The following is a 21,721-nucleotide window of genomic DNA, read 5'->3' as shown; positions in this document are numbered from 1 at the left end:
TTGAACGCATCAACCCAGAAGGCGCGGAATTGCCCGGTAGGCGCTTGGCGCAGGGAAGCCATCATGGAAGTCTCCGCACAGCAGGCGACGATCAACGTCATGCTCAGACATAACAAACCAGCGAGATAATTCATCGAGCCTCTCCACTGGGATTGTGGCACAGGCGTTCCTGCCTGTGCTCCTCGAAAAATAGCCCAGGAAAACACGAGCCTCACGAAAGAATTGTACATCGTTCGTGGTGAGCGCGGGGCGCATGGGCGATTCCTGACTTTGTCTTGGAGAGCGCCGCCAGAGAGAAGAGGCGAAGGCGCTTTATGACCCGACACTCCGCACCGGGCCAAATCGGCGTCGCGCCCTGCGGGCTTGCCGCCGCGCTCCAAAACGCATTCTTCTCTGGAAATAACATTTTCATGGTTCGTGGTGAGCGCGGGGCGCATGGGCGATTGCTCAGAGAATGTGGCATAGGCATTCCCGCCTGTGCTCCATTTTCATCGTTTCACCTGCGTCGTCACCGACGATATGGACAACGCCTCAACTTCTGGCCGGCGAGCCGTTTCACGGATAGATCAAATACTTCGCTCGGAGGCGCCTGAAATCGTCTAATGCACGCTGCCATTGAGCGATCAGCTCGTCAGCAGATGCGCGCTGTTGCAAAGCTCGCAACGTGGCCTGATTGGCCAGTAGTCGTCCATATCGCTCGATCTGCCACTGGGACGGGAAAAGCTCCCGCAAGGCGACCGCCACTTCAATGCCGCATCGAACTGAGTCGAAAGCATGTCGGTCGGTCACAATGATGTTGACGCCACCGCATTCTTGATTGGCGAAGACGCTCCCGTTTGGCGTGAATCGAACGGGTATGAATCGCACGCCGGTCAACCCGGCGCGATTCAATCGTTCAGCCAATCGTTGGCCATCCAGCCATGGCGCGCCGATCAGTTCAAACGGACGATCCGTGCCGCGCCCGACTGACAGGTTGGTTGTCTCCAGCAATCCGATGCCGGGATAGAGTGTAGCCGCCGTTAAACTGCGCATGTTGGGCGACGGATTGATCCACAGCAGACCAGTTTCGTCAAACCACATTGTTCGTCGCCAGCCCTCCATCGGAATGACCTCCAGTTGAACGCCGATCTTGCGTTCAGCATTGAACAGCCGGGCCAGTTCGCCAACGGTCATGCCGTGACGTATAGGCAACGAATGATAAGCGGTGAATGAAAGTTGATCGGGATCGGCCAGCGGTCCTTCCACATCCACGCCGTTGATCGGATTCGGGCGATCTAACACAACGAATCGAATGCCGGCTTTGGCCGCCTCCTCCATCGCATAGCCCATCGTGGTGATGTAGGTGTAGAACCGCGCGCCAATGTCTTGAATGTCGAACACGAGCGTATCAATGCCTCTGAGCGTATCAGGCGATGGGCGCTTTCGCTCGCCATAGAGGCTATAAATCGGCAATCCCGTCTTCGGGTCTTTCGTGTCACCGACTGCTTCATCAGCTTGACCACGTATGCCATGCTCAGGGCTGAACAAGGCGACCAGCTTGACCGACTTCGCTTGAAACAACAGATCAATTGTGCTGTTGCCGTCTCGATCTTTGCCCGTGTGATTAGTGATCAATCCTACGCGGCGCCCGGCCAGTTGTTTGAACCCGTCGCGTTTGAGCACGTCAATGCCGGTCAACGTCCAGGAGTGTTGCTCGCGGCCTGTTGATGTTGACGTTTGGCTTTGGAGCTGTCGCGCTCCCGCGTCCATATCCATGATGGATGCAGCGACGACTGAAGCAACGCGACCTCGCAGACTACTGACGTCGCCTTTCCCGTCCGGATGCACGCGATTGCTCAAGAAGATCACGTAGCAATTCGACTGTGGATCAATCCACAATGATGTGCCTGTGAAGCCAGTGTGGCCGAATGAGCCGATAGGGAAGAAGTCTCCCCGATTGGCCGAGTAAGCGGTATTGATGTCCCAGCCCAGTCCACGCGCTTCGTGCGCGGGTAGGTTGACGGATGAGGTCATGCGCTTGACGCCGAGCGGACTCAGGATGCGAACGCCTCGGTAATGGCCGCCATTGAGGATCATCTGGCAATAAATCGAAAGATCGTCCGCTGTGGAGAACAATCCGGCGTGTCCGGCAACGCCGCCCAATAAAAACGCGCGTGGGTCGTGAACCTCGCCATTCATCCAGCGGCCTTCGCGCTGCTCGGTCGGAGCCGTTCGTTCACGCAGGATGGGGTCAGGCGTGAATGTTGTGTCGTGCATGCCCAGCGGGTGAAAGATGTATTGGTGAGCGAAGACGTCAAGCCGTTGGCCGGAGACGCGACGAACCAGTTCTCCAAGCACAATGTATCCGACGTCGCTGTATACGAATTTGCTACCGGGTTCATAGATTGGGCTGAGCGAATAGATGCGTTCCAGCGCCTCAGCCGGGCCGCGTTGATAATCGGCGATGTCGTTGTCAGCTATAAAGCCGGCACGATGCGTTAGCAATTGTTCGATTGTGACGCTCTCTTTTCCGTTGCGAGCAAACTCAGGAATGTAGCGAGCCACGCGGTCGCCAAGGCGAATCAACCCACGTTCGGCTAAGATGAGGACCGATGTGGCCGTGGCCACCACTTTGGTCAGCGAGGCCAGATCAAAAACTGTGTCTATGGTCATCGGCGTTCGCGCCGGCTGTAAAGCGCGATAACCGAAACTTTTTCGATAGACGACGCGACCGTGTCGCCCGACCACAACCACAGCGCCCGGACATTCGCCTTTGGCAATCGCCTCGTTGACGATATGGTCAATCTGCTGCAACCGCTCAGCCGACAACCCAACGCTCGCCGGCGACGCGTCGGTCGGCTCTGAGCTGAGTCTCGTTGCGCTATGCGCTGGCAGAGCGACAACACTCAACATGCTCATGACCAAAGCACCAGCCAGTGATTTGCGTAGACTCTTTTTCAAGTTATCTCACTCCTCAGAAAAAGTGGCACAGGCGTTCCCGCCTGTGTTTTTCATCGTTTCTCTCGCGCCGTCCAGACGACATGAACAACTCCTCTGAAAATCGCCCACGAAACACATGAACCTGACGAAAGAATTGTATTTTCATCGTTCATAGCGTGCTTTGCATAGGGACGATCCCCTTGAAAATAGCCACAGATTTCACAGATTCACACCGATGGTTCTCTCGGTGACAATCGGTGCAATCTGTGGCCGATTCCTCCTTCGAAAATAACCATTTTCATGCTTCGTGGTGTGCCGTTGCACATGGGCGATTCCCTCGAAACTTACTCAGTGCATCGATCGCATGGATTTTTACACAGCAAAGGTTCTCGCATCAGCGCGCACCATCTTTAAACTGGCTGAGGAAGAATCATTCTGGATGATCCCGACTCGAGAAAATGAGTGGCCGGAGGAAGTCAGATTCGGCCACCCATTTCAGCGCCCGTATCGCCTTTGCAACGGATTGTCCGTTCCTCATATCGCAGATGGAAAGGCTGGTGCAAGATGTGTAGCGGCTCCTGCTGAAAGTCAGAGGGTCGGAATTCAGCCGAGCCGCCCATCGTGCTGTTAAGCTTAAAACACGTATCTGAACGCGAACTGAAGGAATCGTGGCAAATTCCTTTGGCTGGTGATCCGTCCGAAACTAGCCAGCGTCACCGTTTGACCAGGAACAGCGAAAATGGGATGGTTTAACACATTGTAAAACTCGGCGCGAAACGCCAGCTTGTTTGTTTCAGTGATCTTGAAGTTTTTGTAGAGCCCAAGGTCCCACGTCGCGATTCCATCCGAGCGAAATGTATTCCGCCCTAGACTCCCCAAACTGCCCAGACCAGGCGCAATCAGCCAGTTGGTGTTTGGCACATTGACATTGGGGAAGAAGGCTGAGGCCGGCAGTTGTGATTGGGCAATCTGCTGACTCGGATTAGCCGGATCGGGTCGTGGATTGTCCACGCTCCTGCCCAGAACCGACGGATTAACCAGAATCGGTCGGTCGCCGCTGATGCCATCGGCATTGTAATCATAGCCGATGAACACCGTGAACGGATTGCCTGAAGCGAACGTCGCCGTGCCCGATAGTTGCCATCCGCCCAACGTGTGACGAACAATCCACATGGAGTTGCTCAGCGACGGCAGATAGTAACTGTAGTTGAGCGTCAAGCGATGCGGCGTATCAAATGAGCTAACAGCGCGCATGCTGCGCGGGCCAAGCAATCGGCTCTGCACGGCATTGGTATCTATGCCGGTCGAGGTTGCTTCAGAGCCGGTGTCAATTGCTTTGCTCCATGTGTAGGCCAGGTTGAACGATAGGTTGTTGCTGAGGCGCTTATCCAGTTTCACCTGCATGCCGTGATAGTAGGTCCAAGCGGCGTTGAAGACGCGAAGAACATTGGAGTAACGTGGGTCAGGCCGTCGCTCGTTGACTCTCGTTTGCACGCGTGAGATGAAGCCGGGCGCCGGATTCGTGTTGTTGAGATTGGGATCAATCATGGTGAAGCAGACATTGCGGAACTGAGCAGCCACGAATGGATGATCCGGCGCGCAAGCAGGAAAATCAGGCCGGTTGCCCCAATCATAAAAGGGGAGGCCGATGCCCCGGTTGCCGTTGTAGCTGATGCTCAATGCCAGATTGGCGGGCAACTGTCGCTCCAGCGTCAGATTCCATTGTTGCGTGTAGGGTAGTTCCAGGTTCGGGTCTGCAATGGTAATTTGCACGCGGGTTGTGGCCGGACCGGGCGTGAAGACAAATCCACCGGATGGATCGGCCACGTTCAGCGAATTGGAGAACGTCAGTTGCGCGGCATTCGGAGGGTTGTAACGCATGCCGGCGCCGCCGTTGGCAAAGATGGATTGAAATTGTCGGCCATGAAAGATGCCGTAGCCGCCGCGCACAACAAAATTGCCCGGCCCGCCGGTCAGTTTCCCAATCCAACCGCCGTCTGCCGATGGACTCCAGGCAAAGCCGATGCGAGGTTGAACATTATCTGCATCGGTGCCATAGCCGTACTCAATGCGGCCCTTGATCTCCTTCGGCGCTGCCACGATTTCATGGCGGAAGCCGAGATTCAGTGTGAACGTGGGCCGCAGCTTGATGTCATCCTGAACGTAGTAATTGACCTCACGCAGCCGGTTTTCGAGGAAGAAATTTCCGTAGGCTTTGATATAGGTGGTGACAAAGCCACGCAGGAAATTTTGATATTGATTGAATCCGCCGGTTGTCGAGAAGGTCCAAAAACCACGAGAAAAGGCGTCAGCCAGATCATCCAATCGCCCTTGTCGGATATCGGTGCCAAACTTCAGGTTGTGCCGCCGCGCTTGGAGTGTCGTCAGGTTGTAAACGAATTGCCAGTCGGTTTGGTAGCGTTGGATGGGGAATGTGCCAGCATTCCCGATGATGGAGGGGAACGTCGTTCCGGCAAATCGGATGATAGGCGTATCGTTGCCTGCCGCGATGTTCACGATGGTGGAGCGCAGGCCCAGCGCGGCGCGGAATTCGCCAACCGTCAGCGGCGTGAAGACGTGCGTGTAGGTGAAACCGACATTTTGCTGCTTATTGTTCTGGCGAGCTTGCTCGCCGATGATGACATCTTCCGTCTGGCGCTTTTGGCGGCTGTACTGATAGCGAAGCACGAAGCTGTGATTGTTGCCGATGCGTCCGTCGAGTCGTCCGGTGTAGTCCTCGTCGGGGAAGCTGAAGAGCGCCGTTGTAGTGAACGCGCGCGGGCTGGCCGGGTTATTCGGCGCGACATTGGGGAACCGCTTGATTTGATCGAGAATCCATTGCCGATTTCTCGGATCGGTCACTGAAGGATCGGGCGTGCGCTCGTTCGCCAGCAGGATGTCGCGGGTGATCGAAAGTGAGCCGCCGCTGCGCGTCTGATCAAAACTGCCATACCAGAAGAGCCGATCCTTGATGGCCGGCCCGCCGACCGTGAACCCGTACTGGTGACGCCGACTCGGCGGCACAGGCGCGGTCGGGCCAAAGACGCCGGTGACAGGGTTGACGCGACTGCCGGCGGCGTTGTTGAAAAACGTATTGGCGTTGAGTTTGCTGTTTTGGTGATACCAGTAGACATCGCCGTGAACATCATTGGTGCCCGACTTGGTTTGCACGAGCACGACAGCGCCATAGCCGCGACCGAATTCCGAGCTGAAATTGTTGGTGAGAATTTGGAAATTCTTAACGGTGCTGATATTGACGCCCTGGCGGTTTTGATTCTCCGACGCGTCATCATTATTGACGCCGTCGGTTTGAAATGTCGCGCCGCGCGTGCCTGTGCCGTTAAAGTTGATCGAGCTGCCGCTGGACAAGGTCGGATTGTTTTGCCCTGAGAACAAGTTGGCTTGAAAGCCCGGCACGATCTCGGCCAGGCTCAGGAAGTTGCGCGTGGGCAACGGGCGGTCGGTTACGACCTGTTCATCAAATGAGGTTTTAATCTCGCCGCTCGTTGTGTTGATAGTCGCGACGTCGCTGGCCGTGATCGTGATCTCTTCACGAACGGCCGCCGGCTCCAGCGTGAAGACGACAACGGTGGTTTCATTCAGCCGGATGTCAATGCCTTCCTTGGTGACGACTTTGAATCCTTCACTCTCAGCCGTGACTTTATACCGACCGATGGGCAAGAATGTCATGCGATAAAGCCCGTCGGCTGTGGTCACCGACTTTCGCTCAAAGCTTGTTTCCAAATTCGTGGCTGTCACCGTGGCATCGGCAATCACAGCGCCGCTGGCATCAACAACTCTTCCTTCCAACGTGCCAGTGACGGTCTGCGCCTGGATGCTGTCCGCGCCCATGAACAGCCAGATGAAGACGGCGAACGCATAGATCGAAATCCTGTTGAGCATAGACCTGAAGACTTTGGGCAGCGCGCTCAACGGCTGCCCAGGCTGCCCCTTCTCAGCCCTGACGACAGCCCGTTGCGTACCGGCCTGCCGCATTCACGCTCGCCACGGTGGTCCGGTGGATGCTGTCGCGGATGAATGGTGAGTTGGATCATCATTTCTCCTTCGCATCGAGAACCGCTTGTTTGATCCGAAGCAGGTAATCGCCGCCCGGATTGGTTTCGCTCACCCGAATGGCGCTGTCGTAAGAAAAAAGCACGAACCCTTGGACGCCAATTTCGCGCGCTGTCCGAATTTTTTCCAGCGTGCTTTCAACCGGAATGCGGTAGGCGCCAATGCCGGCCCAGACGCGCCGACCGGCGGCATGAGCATACGCGATCGCGATCTGCTGACGGAACGTCTCCGTATCCGGTGAATAGGCCATCGGACAGACGATGTCTAAAATGCCCATGCGCAACCAGCGTTTCCAATCTTGAAACCGACGGGTGAAAGCATCTTGATCGTTGCCGAAAACGGCGGCGCTCACTTCGACGTGAGGTTTGCGCGCCTTGACGCCGTGATAGATGCGCTCGACCAGTTCGGTCACCTGGTCACGATGAAATTGCTGCCACTCCTCTGGATAGGTATTTGCATAGACCAACGGGTCGGTGGCCGCCACGCGCGCCAGTAACTGTCGCTCACGCTCGCTCAACTGTTTCTCGATCACGTGGCGAAACCGGTCGAGCGCCGTCCGACTATAATCGAACGAAGGGTTCGGCAACCGGACATAATCAAAGTGCAGGCCATGAACATCGTACTTCTCCAGCACATCCATGAAAATCGAATAGAGATGCTCCTTGACCGCCGGATGCGCCGGTGAAAGATACAGCCCCTCCAGCTCCGACATGTCGCGTTTGCACGCTTCAATCAATTGTTGGCGGTACTGCGGCGCGGCAGGATCAAGTGTGTACAACTGAGCAGCTACAGAACGATGCACGGCCAGCCATTCAGGGTGCTTGTTCAACACATGTGTGGGCATCGGCGGCAGGTCGTCCAGATTGGCCAGTAACACCGTGTTGATCCAGGCATGCACCTTGAGATTGGCAGATTTGGCCTCTTTCAACACCAGTGCCAACGGATCAAATGTTGGCTCCTGGCCGGTGAGTTCTTTTGCTCGTGGTTCCCAGCGCGATTGATAATAAGCGTCACCTCGACCGCGAACCTGAACGATCAACGTGTTGAATCCAGCCTCGGTCGCTTGGTTGATCAGTTGCTTAATTTTCTCCGGTGAAGTGAGCGTGGCGCGGGTTACCCAGAGAGCGCGGACTTCATCTTGACGGCCCGTGTGCGACGAAACGGCGTCGGAACATGTTGCTGGCAGCAGGCAGCATAAGAAGAGAATGGCCGTGAGTGCTACAGGCGCTGAACGGTTCGCCTGTGGCTTAGTTCGGCCCGCGTCTCGGTTTGCCACCGCTACCTCCGATAGATTGGCAAGATGATCGAAATGCGGCAATTTTAATATCACATTGCCAACGTGAAGTCAAAAACACTGCTTCCCTCATGGTTGTTTCTTGACAGCAGCAGACGGGCGGTTGTACGTTAGCGCTCACTTTGAGCATAGTATCACCAAAGCAGTTGTTCATGTCGCCGGTGGCGACGCGGCAGAAACGATGAAGATGGAGCATAGGCGCGAACGCCTGTGCCACATTCATAAAGGAGGATGTTGTGATGAGCGCATTGGTAGACTTCAGAGTCGAAGACGGCATTGGCATTATCACCATCAATAATCCGCCGGTGAATGCGTTGAGTCCGGGCGTGCCCGAAGGGATTGGCGCGAGCATCGAGCAGGCGCGGAGCGATGATGCGGTCAAAGCCGTGATCTTGATCGGCGGTGGTCAGACGTTCATCGCCGGCGCCGACATTCGTGAATTTGGCAAGATTACGTCGGGCCAGAAAGCGCGGGTGGATTTACACTGGTTGTTAGAAGCGATTGAAGATTGCCCCAAGCCGGTCATTGCCGCCATTCATGGAACGGCGTTCGGCGGTGGCTTGGAAGTGGCAATGGCCTGTCATTATCGCGTGGCTGTGCCCTCGGCCAAGGTGGGCCAGCCGGAAGTCAAACTGGGATTGATTCCCGGTGCGGGCGGGACACAGCGACTGCCGCGATTGGCCGGCGTCCAGAAGGCTGTCCAGATGTGCGCGTTTGGCGAGCCAATATCCGCTTCGGAGGCATTTGAATGTGGCATTGTGGATCGGTTAATTGATGGTGAATTGCTTCAGGGGGCGCTGGCTTTTGCGCGAGAGTGCATCGCACAATCACAGCCACCGCCCAAGACCCGTGAGCGTCACGATAAATTGGGCGATGCGGAAACAAACGCTCGCATCTTTGCCGCTGCGCGTGAGCAAGCCAACAAGGTCAGGCGCGGCCAATTGGCTCCCCAGGCAGCGATTGACGCGGTTGAAGCCGCCACGCAACTGAAGTTCGCCGACGGACTGAAAAGAGAGGCTGAGTTGTTTACCCAATGCCTTTATTCTGATCAGTCGAAAGCGTTGATTCACATCTTTTTTGGCGAGCGCGAGGTGGCCAAGATCGCCGATGTGCCGAAAGAAACGCCGGTGATGGAGATTCGCACCGCTGCCGTCGTTGGCGGCGGCACGATGGGCAGCGGTATCGCTATGTCGTATGCCAACGCCGGCATCCCCGTCGTCTTGAAAGAGGTCTCGCACGAGGCGCTTGAGCGAAGTCTTGCCACCATTCGCAAGCAGTATGCCTCGTCCGTGAGTAAAGGCAAGATGACGCAGGACGAGATGGATCGGCGCATGAGCTTGATTCGCCCTACGCTCGATTATGATGGCTTTGAGGCAGCCGATATTGTCGTTGAGGCTGTGTTTGAAGGCATGGCGTTGAAGAAGCAAGTCTTCTCCGAATTGGATCAGGTGTGCAAACCGGATGCCATCCTGGCGTCCAATACGTCTACGCTCGATATTGACGAGATTGCCCGAGCTACATCACGCCCGCAGATGGTCATTGGGCATCATTTTTTCAGTCCGGCGCACGTGATGCGGTTGTTGGAAATCGTGCGCGGCAAAGAGAGCAGCCGACCGGTTATTGCTACCTCCATGGCATTGGCTAAGCGGCTCGGTAAAGTCGGCGTGCTTGTCGGAAATTGTCGAGGCTTTGTAGGAAATCGGTTGTATGCCTGTTACAAGCGCGAAGCCGAATTCCTATTGGAAGAAGGCGCAACCGTTGAGCAGGTGGATCGCGCGCTAACCGAATTTGGTATGGCGATGGGGCCGCTGGCTGTTGGCGACCTGTCTGGATTGGATGTCGGTTGGCGGATTCGTCAAGAGTTCAAGCACCTTGAACCCGCAGGTATCCGTCAGCCATTGATTGCCGATCGGTTGTGCGAGATGGGACGCTATGGCCAGAAGACCGGCGCGGGCTATTATCGCTACGATGAGAATCGGCAAGCGCGGCCCGACCCGATCGTGGATCAGCTCATTGAGCAAGTGGCTCGCGAAGCTGGTATCCAGCGGCGCGCAATCAGCTCAGATGAAATCGTCGAGCGAACGATTTACGCGCTGGTCAACGAAGGCGCCAACGTTCTGGAGGAAGGCATTGCAGCGCGGCCTGTGGATATTGACATCATCTATGTCTACGGCTACGGATTTCCGGCCTGGCGTGGCGGCCCCATGTGGTATGCCGATACGATTGGATTGAAGACGGTCTACGAGCGCGTGTGTGAATTTCATCGCGTGCATGGCGAGCTATGGAAGCCGGCTCCATTGCTCCAGCGATTGGCTGAGCAAGGGAAAAGATTCGCCGACATGGGGCCGCAGTGAGCGTGTGGTCGCTGATGGCTATACGGTCACGGTAAGCTCACTCTGTTGCCGCAATGGATCACACCATACCGGCATGATAGTTGGTTGAGTGTTGGGATGCTGTTTGATGTGAGCGCCGCGCCGCGTTTATCTCATCGCTTCCCACGGTCTTGTAATCAAAGCTGACATCGGCGAGGAGCCTTATGAGCTGGAGTAACCAACAATGCTGACACGACTCGTTCGGTGGATCGTCAGCACCTTCTTTCGCGAAATTATCATCGAAGGCGAAGAACATCTGGCCGGCCTCAAAGCAGCGATCATTACGCCGAATCATCCGAACGCGTTGCTTGATCCCATGCTCTTATTTTTTCTGTCACTGCCATCGCCGATTCGGTTTGTGGCGAAGGCCCCGCTCTTCCAGATTCCCCTGTTCGGCGCCTTGCTTCGTCATCTGGGTTCGATACCGGTCGTGCGTCGGCTTGATGCGCAAGGGGAGGTGGATTACACAGCATTTTTCGCTGCTTGCGTTGAGGCGCTGGCCGACGGCAGTTGCGTCGTCATCTTTCCTGAAGGGCGGTCATTGGCTCAACCCATGATGGCGCCACTGCGCACGGGCGCAGCCCGGCTCTTCTTCATGGCGCGAGACCGAGGCATTGACGCCAAGCTTGTGCCGGTCGGGTTGAACTATGAGCACGGCGCTATTTTTCGCTCGTCGGTGCTGATTGCCGTTGCCCCGTCAATTGACACCGCGCCGTTTGTGGCACAATACGCCATTGATCCCGCGCACGCCGTCCGGCAATTAACCTCGGCGATCAATGGCGCGCTGGCCCAGCGCGTGCTTCAGGCGGAGACGTTCCGTGATCGTGAACTGATGCTATTGCTTGAACGACTGTATGCCGAAGGTGACGATCGGCAAACGTGGGCTGAGCGTTGGGATCGCCTCAAAGCATTTGAGTCAGGGCTTGCGCGGCTGCGGCATGTCTGTCCAGCCCGCATTGATGCGCTACGGCGATTGCTGGGACGATATGAGCGGATTGCCCGCGCATTCGGCGTCAAAGACCCTGTGCCACGAACATCACCGCCATCCGGCGGCAATGTGCTGCTGATGTGGATCGGCGCGCTCGTCGCGATGGTTGGAGTCGCGCTCAATTATGCGCCGTATAAGTTCATCGCCTTGCTGGTTACGCTCACCAAGCAGGATGCGTCAATGGCCGCTACAAGCAAGATACTCTTCTCGCTGATCGTTTTCCCATTGGCGTATGCGCTAGAGGCCTGGCTGATCGCGCGATGGTTGGGCGCATCGGCAGCGATTGCCTTTGCCGTGTTGATCGTGCCGCTCAGTTATTTCACGTTGCTATTTGTGGAGTGGCGCGCTGAGGCAGGAACGACACCTTCGGCGCTTTCGTCGTGGTTCATCGGCCAGCCTTCGCCGCGTGTGTTGGACAAGTTGGCTCGGTTGCGTCAGCAAATCGTCAACGAGGTGGAGTCGTTGGCGTCCTTGCTGGAACGGCAATGAACGTCATGAACAAGAAAACAATCTTCGTCTGGTGTCTTTACGATTTTGCTAATTCGATCTTCTACGCGATCATTCCGGCGACGATATGGTCGTCATACTATGCAAATGCCATTGTCGGCAATGAGACGGGGCAAGGCGACCTGTGGTGGGGGCGCGTTGTCTCGACCGCTATGTTGCTTGTTGCAGTCACGTCGCCAGTGATGGGAGCGATTGCCGATTACACGGGTGTGCGAAAGCGGCTGCTGGTGGTGTACACGTTGTTATCCATCATCGGCACGTGCTTACTGGCCACGGTTCAGCCTGGCATGATCCTGTGGGGATTTCTCCTCTCTGTGGTCGCCTACATGTGCGTCGAAGGGGGCCTCGTTTTTTACAATGCCTATTTGCCGGAAATCGCGCCGGCGGACTATCAAGGGCGCGTCTCCGGCTGGGGATTTGCGCTCGGTTATGCAGGCTCGCTCATTGGATTGTTGGTGGCGCTGCCGCTGGTGCAAAACGAGATGTTCAAGATGACATTCCTGCTGGCCGGCTTAGGATTTTTCCTGTTTGCCTTGCCGGCGCTCCTGCTGCTGCCGGCCGATGAGCCGGCGCGAATGACGGCGCGAGAGGCTGCGTCGCATGGCGCGCGCGGTGTGATTGAAACGTTCCGTTCACTGCGGCACTTAAAACAGATGAGACGATTTCTCATCTCGTTTTTCTTTTATGAAGACGGCGTCAACACGGTCATCAACGTGGCTGCTCTGTTTGCCGCGAAGACGCTCGGCTTCACGCCGGCTGAGCTGATCTACCTCTTCGCAACCGTGCAAATCAGCGCGCTGGTCGGCGCCTTGCTCTGGGCCAAACCAACGGATCGGCGCGGCCCGAAATTTGTCGTGATGACCATGCTGGCGCAATGGATCGTGGTTGTTGGGCTCGCCTATTTCGTGCAAACCAAACTCCAATTCTTCGTCATTGCTGTGCTGGCCGGTTCGGGATTAGGCGCTGTGCAAGCGGCTTCGCGGGCGTTCATGGCCTTGCTGATTCCTGTTGGCAAGGAGGCTGAGTATTTCGGCCTCTATGCGCTGTGTGGCAAATCAGCTTCGGTCATGGGACCGATTCTGTTCGGCGCCGTTTCTAGTCAAACAGGCGGCAATCAACGCATCGCCATCCTGTCAATCATTGCGCTCTACGTGATCGGCGCCGTGTTGCTCGCGCGTGTGCAGACCGCTCGAGCGGGCATCGAACGATTCTCTGCGTCTCGTGCGCAAAACGGAGTCACGTGAGTTTGAGGTTCGCGGAAATCCGACTGGGGCGTGGTGGACGTATCTGTTCTGTGGTAGTCTTGAGGCCGTTTTTGGTAGGCGTGAAGATCAGAAGAAGAACCGGGAGCGAGCGCAATGACCGCCAAATTGACAAGCAGAGATTTTCTCCGTGTGGCAGGCGGGAGCGGGTTGGTGTTGACGGCTGGTGGGCTTTGGATGATGGCAGATCGCTCGCCCATGATTCCTGCTCAGCCACTGTCGCCGACTCAAACTCCTCACGATCCGCGACAGGCGACAGGCTTTGTCAATCGGCTCCGCATCCCTGCGGACCCGTGAAGAATGAAAATGAAGTCACCGAAGTCACAGAGTTCACCGAGAGCCTCTGCTTCCTCTGTGGCCTCTGTGGCCGTTTTCGATGGGGCCTGTGTGGTGACGGAAACTGAGTTGGTATACGCTGCGGCTGGCAGACATCTGCGACCGCATCGTTTTCCTTGATGAATCAGAAGAGAGGGCTGGGCAAGAATCACGCCGGCCCAGGAGCAATGCTTATGATTCAATTCACAGGAAAGGACCTTTCTCGCGCGGCGATCGCGCTTGTTTTAGGACTTCTCTTCATTGACTTCACCCACCGCCCCATCGCGTCCGAGGCTGCTACCCAACCATCCGTTATTCGTGTGATGATGATTTGGATCGGGATTTGATTTGCGTGCCTGTCACCTTCCAGTTGAGCAACTAACGCGCGTCGGGGCGTGCACTCGCCGGCGTGCCATTGCAGGCAGCGGCTGGTGTTTGTGCATAGGCATCAGGGCATATCGGCCTGAAGCAGCAATTTCTCGATGGGGCTTATACCAATAGCCCAGAGAAAGACCATGTTTGATGAAGCGCCATGGAAAGCAGCGGCCAGCAGAGCGTCCCAAGCGGCGGTCTCCGAGTGCCTGTGTGCATTTGCATTATTTGCTCAGACTACGCTCGTTTCTGCTGAGCCGCGCAAGGGCGTATGACAACAGTGCCGACATGCGACGTCTCGAAGGCGGCTCGGCGTTTGCTCGGTTCAAAAATCACACACGTCAGCGGGCGTGCACACAGCAACATCCTTGCAAAGAGCGTGGCCTTTAGCGACGCGCTTGGTATAAGGAATTTGCTTTCAATCGGCGCCTGGCTCACTGACGATCACGTCAGTCATCGGTGCGCTTGGCTGAGGTGTGAGCAGCTCGTAGCCTTCTGAGCGCGCGACATAGGTGGCGGCAGTCAGATCACCAACGACATTCAGCGTCGTGCGGCACATATCCAGGATGCGATCCACGCCGAGGATGATGGCAATCAGCAGCGGATTAACGCCAATCTGAGCGAGCACGCCGATGATAAATGGAATCGAACCGGCCGGCACGCCCGCCGTTCCGATGCCGCCCAGAATGGCCAGATAGACGACGGTCAGTTGTTGTCCAAATGAAAGCTCAACGCCGGCCAGTTGGGCCAAAAACAGCACGGTGACGCCTTCATACAGCGCAGTGCCGTTTTGATTGGCTGTCGCGCCGATCGTCAATACGAAACTGTTGATCCCTTTCGGTATGCCGAGGTTTTCTTCGCCAACGCGCAGAGCCGTCGGCAACGTGGCGTTCGATGACGACGTGGAGAACGCTGTCAGCACCACCGTCTTCACCCGCCGGAAAAATTCCAGCGGCGAGATGCGCGAGAGAAAATAGACAGAGAGCGAGTAGACGCCAAAAAAGTGCAGCGACAAGCCAAGCAACACCGTGATCACAAACCAGGAGAGCGCTTGCAAAAGATCGAGTCCAAACCGCGCGATGTTGGTGAACAGCAAACAGGCGACGGCATACGGCGCAAACTTCATCGCAATGTCAATAATCTTGGCCGTCGTTTCATAGAGACTTTGCATGACCTGCAAAAACGGCGTAGCCGATTTGTTCGGGATCAGCGTCAGCGCAATCCCGACCAGCAGGGCAAAAAACATCAGGTGAAGCATGTTCGGCGTTTCGCCGGAGATGGAATTGAGCGGATTGGACGGAACAAGCGTTTTCACCACCTGAACCAGCATGGAATCTGATCCGGGGCCGCCCAGTTGCCGCTCCTGGACACGCTTGGTGGCGTCCGATTTGTAACGTTCTTCCAGTTGAACTTTGGTGGTTTCCTGAATGCGGTGACCGGGCCGCAGCGTATTGGCCAAGCTCAATCCGATAATGACCGAGATCGCTGAAATGATAAATGTGTAGGCAAAGGATTTTGCACCGAGTCGCCCCAGTTGCCGGACATCGCCGACACTGGAAACGCCCACCACCAACGAAGAGAAGACGAGCGGCACCACCACCAGCAGCAACAAGCGCAAAAAGAGCGTCCCTACGGGATCACTGATGTTAGCTACCAGCCACACAACGACAGGATGTTGACCGCCGAGCGTCACATTGACGGCCAGCCCGGCTGCGACACCGACAATCAGTCCGATGAGGATTCGTCTGTGCAGTGGCATACCGCGAGGTGGGTCAGGTGTGCGAGCATTCAGGTCGGTCGTTAGCTCACGCTCGAAGGCATCCGCTTCGAGCTTGGGCGTAGGATGCGGATTTTGTGAATCGCTCATGATCTCGTCTCTCTTGAAAGGGCGTGTGGATGTAGCGCTGGTTCAATCACACTCCGTGAGCAATCTGTTTACGCTGTCCGATCAGAAGGGCGCTCTGCGCGTAGGAGCGACAGTCGGGCTCGGAGCCTTTTTGTTGACGTTGTTTTTTGATTGTGGCCGAGCCAAAGGAGCGCAGCGTCAGGCCCAGCCGCAGAGCGCATAAACGCACGAGATTTTCGATGAATTGGGTGTAGCTTTCACATTGGGCTGAGGTCGTCATGATGTGCAGTATCCCCCGATCGAAACTGATGCGAAGACCTGCCTCTTCCCCGACTGCCTCCAGCAATGATTCATACTCTTGCCAACCGGCACGACGTAGGACCAGCGTGCTGTCCGCTGGCAAGCGCTCGGCGAGAGCTTCAGTGTTCGTCCTCAGACGCTGACTGTTCATGCAGTTTCTCCAAGATTTCGGCGATCAAGAGGCTGCAAGTATAGCACTGGGCAGGGCAGACCACCAACGATGCGGTCCTAGTGACGCGCGGCGGAGGAAAGTTGGTAGCTCGTGTAATCAACCGCCGAGCGGCCGAAGAAAGCAGCCTGGGGCTCTCTCTTTTCTTCCTCTCGTGCCTTCTCGTTAAATCGAATCTGCCAGCTCTTAGTTGCCGCACTCCGGCGATCATTGCGTCAACGCATCAATTGCAATATCCTATCGGCTCCTTTCCTCAATCATCACTGAGCGGAGAGGCGATATGGCGCGAAAGCTACAAGGACAGGTGGCGATCATCACCGGCGCTTCCAGCGGCATAGGTCGGGCAACGGCGCTGGCGTTTGCGCGTGAAGGGGTTCAACTGGTTCTGGCCGCGCGGCGTGAAGAGAGACTACGCGAGGTAGCGGCAGCAATCGAAGCCATGGGCGTTGGATCATTAGTCGTCCCGACCGATGTGGCCGTTGAGCGCACCGTCGGCATTATGATCGAAGAAGCGATCGCCCGCTTCGGGCGCATTGACATTTTGGTGAACAACGCTGGCTACGGCCTGTTTGCCGCAGTTGAAGAAACTACAACGGAGGCTCTCAGTCGCATCATGCAGGTGAACTTCATGGGAGCGTTTTACGCGACGAAGGCTGTGCTACCGATTATGCAGCGGCAACGTCGAGGTCACATCATCAACGTATCATCTGTCGTGGGGCGACGTGGGCTTCCGTTTTCCGGCGCCTACTGCGCGACCAAATCAGCGATGATTGCGTTTTCCGAATCATTGCGCTTGGAGCTGGTCGGCACCGGCATCAACGTCAGTGTGGTGTGTCCGGCGGGCACAGCAACGGAGTTCTTCGATGTGGCTGAGACGAAGTTGCCGCAACGTAGCAGGCCGATCGGCCCGGTGCAATCGGCTGAACGTGTGGCGCAGGCAATCGTTGAGGTGGCACGGCGGCCTCGACCGGAGATCATGACCTACAAGCCAGCGCGGCTCCTGGCCGTGCTCAATGCGCTTGCGCCGCGGGCTGTTGATTGGGGCATCCGCAAGATGATGGAGAAAGCTCGAAACCGCGCGGCACAGACCGATCGCGTCGGCGCGGCCAGAGCGCGTTCGTCATGAGCTGTTTGAGCAAAGTCCTATGAACCAGCAGCGGCATCGTCAACTTGTCATCGGCGTGATGGGCGCGGCTCAGTGCGATGAAAAGACCTATCGTGAAGCGGTAGAGGTTGGCCAATTGATTGCACGCAGCGGGGCTGTGCTGTTGTGCGGGGGCGGGACCGGTGTGATGGAAGCGGCGGCTCAGGGAGCCAAATCTGAAGGCGGCCTCACCATCGGCATCATGCCGGGGAGCAACGAGCGGGAATCACCGCCGAACCCGTTCATTGATGTGGCGATTTTCACCGGCATGTCCGACGCGCGCAACGCCATCAATGCAAGCTCATCCGATGTGATCATTGCCGTCGGAGGCGGATTTGGGACGCTCTCGGAAATTGCGCTGGCATTGAAAATCGGCAAGCCGGTTGTGCTGCTTCATTCCTGGAGATTTGAGATTGAGCCGCCTGTCTCGATGGCCAACGTTCATCGGGCGGAGACGCCGGCTGAGGCCGTGACGCTGGCTCTGCAATTAGCAAAATCGTAAAAAGTCGGCGGCAGCGAATCACACAATTCCTACACACAGCTCTTTGGTGCGAGTTCATAATTGATAGGCTACGCATTGCTGAATTGAGTGCGGTGGAACGAATCGAGCTTCTTATCAGTAGCACCGAATGGGCTGGCTCATGGTGACGAGCTCAGTCACCTGACGGCAGCAGGCAGAAGCGACCAGATTCGTTCAGCAATCTGCTGGCTTTGCACAAGCGGGTTGAATGCGCTCGCGCACGCTGGCGAAGGAGACATGAGCAGTAGGTAACATCCCTGAAAGAAGTAGGTGTTTTTACCAATACGCGCCGGCAGGCGCTTGTGGCACAATCGGTGATGTTTAATTGATTATCCACAACACGCATGGGCCTGGGTTCCTGTGAACATGTGACAATTCCAAAATCCCCAGGCCCGTTTCCATTTTTCGTTTGTTGATTCGTTCTGACGCTGGCTTGGCGGTCGCGTCCGCTTGTGGAGCAAGCATATTTTGCAAGCGTTAACAACGGCCAGCGGCGGCCCTTGCGCTTTTGCCGGAGACGGTGTCAATATCATGCGCTGAATAAATTCAAGGAGGCATTTATGAAGATAGACACGCACCATAGATCGGCGCTCGCGGTGAGGCTCGTAGCCATTATACTCTTACTGATTGGCAGTGTGTCTCATCAGTTGGTGACAGCCCAGCGGAAACATCAAGCTGATGCTCGTTATCAAATTTACGGTGCAAAGCCTCAGCTTGACAGCAAGCCGCTGACGCTGGCTGAGGCGTTACAACCAGCTAACCTGAACAAGCCGATTCGCATTGAAGCCAAGATTGCCGAAGTGTGCCAGATGAAGGGATGTTGGATGGTGCTCGTGGATGGCGAGCACACAGTACGAGTCACGTTCAAAGATTATGGATTCTTCGTTCCCAAAAACAGCGCCGGAAGAATGGTGATTGTCGAAGGCCAAGTCTCGGAGACGACGATCTCAGAGGCGCAGGCGCGTCACTATGCTGAAGATGCCGGCAAGAGCAAGGAAGAGATTGAGAAGATTGTCGGCGATCAAAAAGGTTTCACGATGGTTGCCAGCTCGGTGATGATCCGCCGATGACGGTGAGCACGGCGGCGGCTCTGCCTGTTGCGGAGCGCGAAACGTTGCCGGCTCGGTGATGATTCCGCCGATGATGAGCAGAGGTAGCGCCTCGGCGCTCTCAAGCGTCAGCCGGCGATGGAGCAGCCGGCACTGTTACCTCAGATTTCTTGCCAGAGGACTTCGTAGGTCTCTACCAGATTCATTTTGCCTTTGACCTGTAGTGGGCCGAGCGAACGCAGTGGGAAGGTTCCTTGAATCAGTGCTGCGGTCGCCTGGCTGATCAAGATTTGGCCGGGCGCGGCTTTGCTCTCCAGTCTGGCTGTGAGGTTCACTGCGTCGCCGATGGCCGTGTAGTCCATGCGGCGCTCCGAGCCGATATATCCGACGGTGACTTCACCGGTGTTAATCCCGATGCCGATATTGATCGGTGGGAAGCCATATCGGGTTAATTCATGGCTGAGAGAAACCATGCGCCGCTGCATCTGGATGGCGGTGCGAACGGCATTGGTGGGATCGTCAGGCGAGGACTCAGGTGCGCCAAACAGCGCCATCAATCCATCGCCGATAAATTTGTCGAGCGTGCCGTTGTTTTGAAAGATGATTTCCGTCATCTCGGAGAAGTAGTCGTTTAACGCGCTCACCACCTTTTGTGGATCAGCCTGCTCGGCCAGTGAGGTGAATCCGCGGACGTCGGAGAAAAGAATGGTGACAACCTGATTGACACCGCCTAAATGGATAGCTTCGGGGTTGGCCAGTAGTTTGTTCACCAGATGGGGTGGCAGGAAGCGATTGTACGCAGCACGGGCGATCTCTTCTCGACGCAGTTGCTCAAAGGCGAGCGCATTGTCAATGGCAATCGCCGTCGGTCCTGAGACAGTGTTGAGAAGCTCCAGATCGTCCACCTCGAAGACATCAGTGGGAGACTGTCGGTCGGCATAGATCACGCCTAAAAGCTGGTGGCGACCGATCAGCGGAGCGCACATGACCGAATGAATGCCATGCTTGACCAACGTGCCGGGCGCTTTTGAATCGGCTGCCACCTGTGACCAGAGCACCGATTGTTGCTCCTGAAACGTGCGCGTTGTGATGGTGCGGCTGACCGGAATCGCTTGTATCCCGATTCGATCTGGGCGATAGCGCGAATAGACCAACTGAAGTTCATCGCTCTCCGGCGCGCGCAGCAGAATGAGGCAACGATCAGCCGGCGTGAAGTGAAAGAGCAGATCAACCGAGCGCTCGTAGATTTGGTCTAGGTTGGTGATCGAGCCGAGCGCTTGACTGAGTCGTGAAAGCAATTTGATTCGCTCGGCCTGTTTGTCAATGTGCTTTTTCAGTCGCGTCAGTTCCGACAGGATTTGCTGCGGCCCGCCCGCCAGCAGCTTCGTTGCATCGGAGACGGCTACTTCACCGATGATTTGATCGGAGGAACGCACGATTGTCGCGCCGGATACCGGCATGTCGCTGAAGGACAAAGCAGGCGATACGTCGCCGTCTTCAACGAGCTCAATGATGGCCGCCCCTTTGGCCAGCACGACACGATCACCCGCGCTGAATGGAACCCATTGATCGCGGGCAATCTCCTGCCCGTTGACTGTTGTCCCATTCTGGCTGCCCAAGTCTTTAACCATGTAACTCTTCGCTTCCCGCTTGATGACCGCGTGAAACCGTGAAGCGCGGTTGTCTTGAACAACGATATGGTTATCCGGGTGCCGCCCGATGCGGACTTCAGTGTCACTCACCGGAAGATCAAACGCTTGACCGGTAGCCGGGAGGGTGACTTTCAGCTTGGCCATACTCACTCCTTACTTGTTCACCAAGAGTATTGGCGATTGATCTCGGCCACGAACACGCGAGGTCGGTTCAATCGGGCCAACTGCTCGATCACTTGTTGACGAAACTGTGGTTTCAGGTGCACGGCATAGACATCGGTTGGGCGTGTCAGTTTATTCAACTCTGCGTCAAGCGACTGCGGCGTCAAGTGCTTTGAGACAGCCGCCAGTTGCTCGTGCTCGTTGGGATACGAGACATCAACGAAGATAGCTCGCAGGTTCTCCAGTTGGTTGGCGAGCTGCCAAATTTCATCCGTGTGATACGTGTCAGACGTGAAGATGACGGCATGCGCTCCGTCCTCGACGATGAGGCCGACGCACGGGACCGTGTGATTCATAGCGACCGGCGTGATACGCAATCCATGAACCTCGAACGGAATGCCGGGGCTGATCGTGTGATAGATCAACGATGGGCCTTTGCCATTGATCAACGCAATCTGATGAAAGTCAGGCCAGATGGCGTCATTGAAAATATGTCGCTGGAGAGACTGAATCGCATGCTCAATGGCGTGAATGACCACCGGGCTATCCAAAAAGGGAAAGACTTCGGCCATGAAAATCGGGAGCGCCCCTGTGTGATCGCTATGCGCGTGTGTGATAACGACGTGACGGATGAGGCGTTGTTGATCAAGCGGCAGCGCAATGCCGAGGCTGCCGGCGTCAATGGCCAGTTGGTCGTTAACCAAAAATGTGGTCAGCGGCTGAAGATGAGCCGGGTCTGCGCAATGACTGGCCAGGAGTTTGACTTGCATCGTCAT

At 56.2% G+C, this 21,721-nt stretch carries 15 protein-coding genes; 8 read left to right on the top strand and 7 right to left on the bottom strand.

What is annotated here, in order from left to right:
• Positions 1-555: 555 nt before the first annotated feature.
• The 3 genes from NZ823_00910 to NZ823_00900 form a co-directional block, all read right to left on the bottom strand.
• Positions 556-2,898, bottom strand: coding sequence for a DUF1343 domain-containing protein (locus NZ823_00910; protein ID MCS6803687.1), 2,343 nt, complete (start codon positions 2,896-2,898; stop codon positions 556-558).
• 654 nt (positions 2,899-3,552) lie between these two features.
• Positions 3,553-6,915: a carboxypeptidase regulatory-like domain-containing protein gene (locus tag NZ823_00905; GenBank protein ID MCS6803686.1), complete on the bottom strand. Its 3,363-nt coding sequence runs from the start codon at positions 6,913-6,915 to the stop codon at positions 3,553-3,555.
• Positions 6,916-6,973: 58 nt separating this feature from the next.
• Entirely contained in the window at positions 6,974-8,269 is a 1,296-nt protein-coding gene (locus NZ823_00900) for a family 10 glycosylhydrolase (protein MCS6803685.1), read from the bottom strand.
• 257 nt (positions 8,270-8,526) lie between these two features.
• Between NZ823_00900 and NZ823_00895 the strand changes: the two genes are divergently transcribed.
• The 5 genes from NZ823_00895 (at position 8,527) to NZ823_00875 (ending at position 14,078) form a co-directional block, all read left to right on the top strand.
• Positions 8,527-10,641, top strand: coding sequence for a 3-hydroxyacyl-CoA dehydrogenase NAD-binding domain-containing protein (locus NZ823_00895; GenBank protein MCS6803684.1), 2,115 nt, complete (start codon positions 8,527-8,529; stop codon positions 10,639-10,641).
• Positions 10,642-10,843: 202 nt separating this feature from the next.
• Positions 10,844-12,136 (top strand): 1-acyl-sn-glycerol-3-phosphate acyltransferase, encoded by a 1,293-nt coding sequence (locus tag NZ823_00890; GenBank protein ID MCS6803683.1) that lies wholly within the window; start codon positions 10,844-10,846, stop codon positions 12,134-12,136.
• Positions 12,137-12,141: 5 nt separating this feature from the next.
• Positions 12,142-13,398, top strand: coding sequence for an MFS transporter (locus NZ823_00885; GenBank protein ID MCS6803682.1), 1,257 nt, complete (start codon positions 12,142-12,144; stop codon positions 13,396-13,398).
• 114 nt (positions 13,399-13,512) lie between these two features.
• Positions 13,513-13,713 carry a hypothetical protein gene (locus NZ823_00880; GenBank protein MCS6803681.1) on the top strand — a complete coding sequence of 67 codons (201 nt, stop codon included), beginning with the start codon at positions 13,513-13,515 and terminating at the stop codon, positions 13,711-13,713.
• Positions 13,714-13,925: 212 nt separating this feature from the next.
• Positions 13,926-14,078: a hypothetical protein gene (locus NZ823_00875; protein MCS6803680.1), complete on the top strand. Its 153-nt coding sequence runs from the start codon at positions 13,926-13,928 to the stop codon at positions 14,076-14,078.
• 443 nt (positions 14,079-14,521) lie between these two features.
• Here NZ823_00875 and NZ823_00870 read toward each other — a convergent pair whose 3' ends face one another.
• Together NZ823_00870 and NZ823_00865 are read right to left on the bottom strand one after the other, a co-directional pair.
• Complete coding sequence (locus tag NZ823_00870) at positions 14,522-15,970, bottom strand: dicarboxylate/amino acid:cation symporter (protein MCS6803679.1); 1,449 nt, start codon at positions 15,968-15,970, stop codon at positions 14,522-14,524.
• 46 nt (positions 15,971-16,016) lie between these two features.
• Complete coding sequence (locus NZ823_00865) at positions 16,017-16,400, bottom strand: hypothetical protein (GenBank protein ID MCS6803678.1); 384 nt, start codon at positions 16,398-16,400, stop codon at positions 16,017-16,019.
• Between the two features lie 298 nt (positions 16,401-16,698).
• Between NZ823_00865 and NZ823_00860 the strand changes: the two genes are divergently transcribed.
• From NZ823_00860 to NZ823_00850, 3 genes are all read left to right on the top strand, one after another.
• A complete protein-coding gene (locus NZ823_00860; GenBank protein MCS6803677.1) occupies positions 16,699-17,544 on the top strand; it encodes an SDR family oxidoreductase in 846 nt (281 codons plus the stop codon).
• A 19-nt stretch (positions 17,545-17,563) separates the two neighbouring features.
• Complete coding sequence (locus tag NZ823_00855) at positions 17,564-18,064, top strand: TIGR00725 family protein (GenBank protein MCS6803676.1); 501 nt, start codon at positions 17,564-17,566, stop codon at positions 18,062-18,064.
• Between the two features lie 578 nt (positions 18,065-18,642).
• Positions 18,643-19,152 carry a DUF4920 domain-containing protein gene (locus NZ823_00850; GenBank protein MCS6803675.1) on the top strand — a complete coding sequence of 170 codons (510 nt, stop codon included), beginning with the start codon at positions 18,643-18,645 and terminating at the stop codon, positions 19,150-19,152.
• Between the two features lie 140 nt (positions 19,153-19,292).
• Here NZ823_00850 and NZ823_00845 read toward each other — a convergent pair whose 3' ends face one another.
• Together NZ823_00845 and NZ823_00840 are read right to left on the bottom strand one after the other, a co-directional pair.
• Positions 19,293-20,927, bottom strand: a complete 1,635-nt coding sequence (locus tag NZ823_00845; protein ID MCS6803674.1) for an FHA domain-containing protein — start codon at positions 20,925-20,927, stop codon at positions 19,293-19,295.
• A gap of 17 nt (positions 20,928-20,944) precedes the next feature.
• Positions 20,945-21,721, bottom strand: coding sequence for a 3',5'-cyclic-nucleotide phosphodiesterase (locus NZ823_00840; GenBank protein MCS6803673.1), 777 nt, complete (start codon positions 21,719-21,721; stop codon positions 20,945-20,947).

The organism is Blastocatellia bacterium (genome assembly GCA_025054955.1).
Classification (GTDB): Bacteria; Acidobacteriota; Blastocatellia; order HR10; family J050; genus JANWZE01.
Note: the sequence above shows the minus strand (reverse complement) of the source record. Positions and strands in the feature narration are given on the sequence as shown.

Bases quoted from the DNA above. Each gene is read 5' to 3' on its own strand.
- NZ823_00910 (MCS6803687.1), bottom strand. From the start codon at position 2,898: ATGAGCATGTTGAGTGTTGTCGCTCTGCCAGCGCATAGCGCAACGAGA.
- NZ823_00905 (MCS6803686.1), bottom strand. From the start codon at position 6,915: ATGCGGCAGGCCGGTACGCAACGGGCTGTCGTCAGGGCTGAGAAGGGG.
- NZ823_00895 (MCS6803684.1), top strand. From the start codon at position 8,527: ATGAGCGCATTGGTAGACTTCAGAGTCGAAGACGGCATTGGCATTATC.
- NZ823_00890 (MCS6803683.1), top strand. From the start codon at position 10,844: ATGCTGACACGACTCGTTCGGTGGATCGTCAGCACCTTCTTTCGCGAA.
- NZ823_00885 (MCS6803682.1), top strand. From the start codon at position 12,142: ATGAACAAGAAAACAATCTTCGTCTGGTGTCTTTACGATTTTGCTAAT.
- NZ823_00880 (MCS6803681.1), top strand. From the start codon at position 13,513: ATGACCGCCAAATTGACAAGCAGAGATTTTCTCCGTGTGGCAGGCGGG.
- NZ823_00875 (MCS6803680.1), top strand. From the start codon at position 13,926: ATGATTCAATTCACAGGAAAGGACCTTTCTCGCGCGGCGATCGCGCTT.
- NZ823_00870 (MCS6803679.1), bottom strand. From the start codon at position 15,970: ATGAGCGATTCACAAAATCCGCATCCTACGCCCAAGCTCGAAGCGGAT.
- NZ823_00865 (MCS6803678.1), bottom strand. From the start codon at position 16,400: ATGAACAGTCAGCGTCTGAGGACGAACACTGAAGCTCTCGCCGAGCGC.
- NZ823_00860 (MCS6803677.1), top strand. From the start codon at position 16,699: ATGGCGCGAAAGCTACAAGGACAGGTGGCGATCATCACCGGCGCTTCC.
- NZ823_00855 (MCS6803676.1), top strand. From the start codon at position 17,564: ATGAACCAGCAGCGGCATCGTCAACTTGTCATCGGCGTGATGGGCGCG.
- NZ823_00850 (MCS6803675.1), top strand. From the start codon at position 18,643: ATGAAGATAGACACGCACCATAGATCGGCGCTCGCGGTGAGGCTCGTA.
- NZ823_00845 (MCS6803674.1), bottom strand. From the start codon at position 20,927: ATGGCCAAGCTGAAAGTCACCCTCCCGGCTACCGGTCAAGCGTTTGAT.
- NZ823_00840 (MCS6803673.1), bottom strand. From the start codon at position 21,721: ATGACGATGCAAGTCAAACTCCTGGCCAGTCATTGCGCAGACCCGGCT.